Source organism: Streptomyces sp. NPDC057654, assembly GCF_042800135.1.
Classification (GTDB): domain Bacteria; phylum Actinomycetota; class Actinomycetes; order Streptomycetales; family Streptomycetaceae; genus Streptomyces.
Genome location: NZ_JBHVHQ010000416.1, coordinates 1 through 3,895, shown reverse-complemented (window position 1 = coordinate 3,895; position 3,895 = coordinate 1). Strand labels below are relative to the sequence as shown.

Genomic DNA, 3,895 nt, shown 5'->3' with positions numbered 1-3,895 from the left:
TGTCGGCGAACCGCGGCGCCCCGGTCAGCTTGTGCAGCCGGTCCTCGTCGTGCAGCGCCGCCTTCACCGTGCCGCGCGGCACGCCGAGCCGGTCGACGACCGCGGGCACCGACAGCATCGCCTTCGCGCGGGCCGCGTCCCGGCTGACGCGGTCGGCCAGCTCGCGGTGGAGACGGAGCCCCTCGTGCTTGCCCGGCCGGTACGCGGCCACGCCGGGGATGTCGAGGAGCATGCCGTCGATGTCGGTGGACACGCCGCGGTCGCCCTCGCGGCGGATGTGCGCCCGCGCCTCGACGCGCAGCTCCTGACCCGCGACGTTCAGTTTGCCGTCGGCGCGGATGGAGTTGTCGCCATGGTCGCTGAACTTCATCTGCGACGAGCCCAGTTCGCGGTTCATGTCCTCGAAGGTGAGGAGCACGTCGCCGTCCATGCTCCCGATGACGGCGCCGCGTACGGACGTCGGCAGGTCGCCGGTGATCCGTACGTCCTTGGCGGCCGCACGTACCTTCGCCAGCGACACGCGGTCGGCGGCGACGTCCGGGATCGTGACGTCCACTTCCTTCAGGCGCTTGTCGAAGACTTGGGTGAGGAACGGGAAGCCCTTGATGTCCACTTCGGGCGCGGTCGCCAGGTGCATGTCCTGCTGGAGCTTGTGCTGGGCCTGCTTCTCCGCGTACATGACGGCGCAGCGGTCGGCGAGGAGGGCGAAGGCGACGAGGAAGACGGCGGTGACCAGCAGTTTGAAGGTGATGGGGATGGCCGCGAAGCGCTTGCGGCCACGGCCGCCGCCGCGGCGGTGTACGGGCGGTGACCATTCCTCTTCGGGCTCTTCGGCGTCGTACCGCAGCCCGAGGCGGAGCGGGTCGTCCTCGGGCCCGGCGAGTGCGCCGAGTTCTTCGTAGGGGTTGGGGTACGGGCGGGGGGACGGCTCGTCGGGCGGGCTGTGAGGGGAGTGCTCGACGGGGCCATGGGGAGGGTTGGGTATGCGTGTGGGGGAGCGCATCGGGCCATCCCAACACGTCAAGTCCCCTCGATGGCAAGTCCTACCGGGGGTACGTACCGAATGTGACGGGTCTGTCGGCCGCTACCACGGGTGTTCGGCTGCGGGCCCGTTGTGGTTTCTCGCGCCGTTCCCCGCGCCCCTGACGGGGCGCTGGGTTGCGCTGGGCATTCATGCGGTCGGTGTGGCGCGCCCCTCGTTGGCGCGCCAGGTTTTCACAGCGCCGTGATCGCCCGGCGGCGCAGGCTCGTCAGTACGGGGATGCCCGTGGACAGGAGCGTCAGGGTCAGGGTGGTGGCCGCGATGGCGGCGGGCACCGGCCAGGGGAGGTGGGGGAGGGCGGAGCCGTAGGCGGTGCGGAGGATGGGGGCGAGGGTGAGCAGGGCTACGGCTGTGCCGATGAGCAGCGCGGTCAGGGCCACCACCAGCGCCTCCCAAGCGGCCATGGTGCGCAGTTGGGCAGGGGCGGTGCCGACCACGCGGAGCAGTGCGAGGTCGCGCCGCCGCTCGAAGGTGATCATGGCGAGGGTGTTGGCGGCGGCGATGGCCGCGAAGGCCGCGTACAGGCCCGTACCGGTGTAGTCCAGCCACACCTCGCCGGAGCTGCCCGCCGACCCGGTGCGGTACGCCGCCGTCGTATGCACGGCGATCTTCGTGACGCCGAAGCCGACCACCAGGGTCAGCGGGACCACCGCCGCCGCGAACCGCCGGGTCTGCGAGGTGACGTTGATCATCGCCAGTTCCGCGGCGCTGCCGAACGGCCGCGTGACACGCGCGGCCAGCCACGCCGCCGGGCCGATGATCCGCGGCCCGAGCAGCCCCACGCCCGCGCAGAACAGGATCAGCACCAGGAACGCCGACTGGCCCGCCTTCTCCGCCGGCAGCGTGGAGACCACCGCGCTCAGCACGCCGCCCCCGGCGAGCGCGAGCACCCCGAGCGGGGTACGGACCAGCCCGAGCCCCTTTCGCCCCGAGGCGGCCTCCGCCAGGGCCTTGGCGGGGCGCAGCCAGGTGAAGCGCGCGGCGGCGCCCATGCCCGCGAGCGCCGATGTCACGGCGGCGACCGCCAGGCAGACGGGCAGCGCGAGCAGGGTGAAGCGGAAGGGCACCTCCGCCGGGATCAGCCCGTGCCCCGCCAGCGCCGAACCACCAGCGGGCCACCAGGACGCCGAGCCCGCACCCCGCCACCGCCGAGGGGACCGCGGCCGCGAGCGCCTGTACGGCCACGGCGCGGCGCAGTTGCCGGGGCCGGGCGCCGATCGCCCGGAGCATCGCGAACTCGCGGTGCTGCTGCGCCACGGCCGTGCCCATGGTCGACACGATCACGAATATCGACAGATAGACCGAGCCGATCAGCATGACGGCGGCCATGGAGCCCACGCCGTTCGCGTCCAGGGCCCGGCGGGCGGCGGGAGAGAGGCCGTCGGCGCCGGTGGCGGCCAGCATGGTGGTCGACGCGCTGATGACCGTGGCGGCGAACAGGGCGGCTACGGCGGTGCCGGCGAACGCGGGCCGGTGGCCGCGCAGAGCGGCGCGCGCCAGTCCGTTGGGCATGGGGGACCTCTCGCGGTGAGCTTGGCGGTGAGCAGGATGGGATCACCGTCCACCCTCCGGCCCGCGGTGGTGCCAGGGCCATGGAGCGTCCACCCTGATCAGGGGTGGGGCTGTCCCCAGGGACGCCCCAAGAGGCACCCCAGGGGCTCTCCGGAGGCGCTCCGCGGCGGCGCACCCAGGGGGTGGCCGTCGCAAGTGGGCCCCGGAACCTCGTATGGTCGTATCCGTGTTGGAGGAGATGCGGATTCGTTCACTGGGCGTCATTGATGACGCCGTCGTCGAGCTGTCACCCGGTTTCACCGCGGTGACCGGCGAGACCGGCGCCGGCAAGACCATGGTCGTCACCAGCCTCGGCCTGCTGCTCGGCGGACGCGCCGACCCCGCCCTGGTCCGGATCGGGGCCAAGGCCGCGGTGGTGGAGGGACGGATCGTCGTCGCGGACGGCTCGGCCGCGGCCGTACGGGCCGTGGAGGCGGGCGCCGAACTCGACGAGGGCGCGCTCCTGATCAGCCGCACGCTCTCCGCCGAGGGCCGCTCCCGCGCCCATGTGGGCGGCCGGAGCGCGCCCGTGGGGCTGCTCGCGGAGCTGGCGGACGACCTCGTCGCCGTGCACGGGCAGACCGACCAGCAGGGGCTGCTGCGCCCGGCCCGGCAGCGCGAGGCGCTCGACCGGTACGCCGGGGACGCGGTGGCGGCGCCGCTCGCGAAGTACTCCGGCGCGTACCGGCGGCTGCGGGCGATCGCGGCCGAGCTGGAGGAGCTGACCACGCGCGCCCGCGAGCGCGCCCAGGAGGCGGGGCTGCTGCGGTTCGGCCTCGACGAGGTCGCCGCCGTCGAGCCGCTCCCCGGCGAGGACGCCGAACTCGCCGCCGAGGCCGAGCGCCTCGGCCACGCCGAGTCCCTCGCCTCCGCCGCGGCCCTGGCGCACGCCGCGCTCGCCGGGAACCCCGAGGACCCGGAGGGCGTCGACGCCACCACCCTCACCGGGGGCGCGCACCGCGCCCTGGAGGCCGTACGCGCTCACGACCCGGCCCTCGCGGCCCTCGCCGACCGGCTCGGCGAGGTCGGCATCCTGCTCGCCGACGTGGCGGGGGAGCTGGCCGGTTACGCGGACAATCTGGACGCCGACCCGCTGCGGCTCGCGGCCGTGGAGGAGCGCCGCGCGGCGCTCACCGCGCTGACCCGCAAGTACGGCCAGGACATCGCCGCCGTCCTGGCGTGGGCCGAGGAGAGCGCCGCCCGCCTCACCGAGCTGGAGGGCGACGACGACCGGATCGCCGAACTCACCGGCGAGCGCGACGCGCTGCGCGCCGAGCTCGGCGGCCTGGCGCAGGCCCTGAC

Annotated in this window: 3 protein-coding genes and 1 pseudogene; 1 reads left to right on the top strand and 3 read right to left on the bottom strand. The window is 74.3% G+C overall.

What is annotated here, in order from left to right:
- The 3 genes and pseudogenes from ACFU99_RS26305 to ACFU99_RS26295 all read right to left on the bottom strand — a co-directional run.
- The coding region (locus tag ACFU99_RS26305) for a DUF2993 domain-containing protein (RefSeq protein WP_384396211.1) at window positions 1-1,003 on the bottom strand (1,003 nt) is incomplete at its 3' end.
- A 212-nt stretch (window positions 1,004-1,215) separates the two neighbouring features.
- A complete protein-coding gene (locus ACFU99_RS26300) occupies window positions 1,216-2,109 on the bottom strand; it encodes an FtsX-like permease family protein (protein ID WP_384396208.1) in 894 nt (297 codons plus the stop codon).
- A 97-nt stretch (window positions 2,110-2,206) separates the two neighbouring features.
- A pseudogene (locus ACFU99_RS26295) lies at window positions 2,207-2,311 on the bottom strand (FtsX-like permease family protein); the annotation flags it as partial.
- A 457-nt stretch (window positions 2,312-2,768) separates the two neighbouring features.
- Here ACFU99_RS26295 and ACFU99_RS26290 point away from each other — a divergent pair.
- Window positions 2,769-3,895, top strand: a 1,127-nt coding sequence (locus ACFU99_RS26290) for an AAA family ATPase (RefSeq protein WP_384396205.1), incomplete at its 3' end; no start/stop codon positions are given.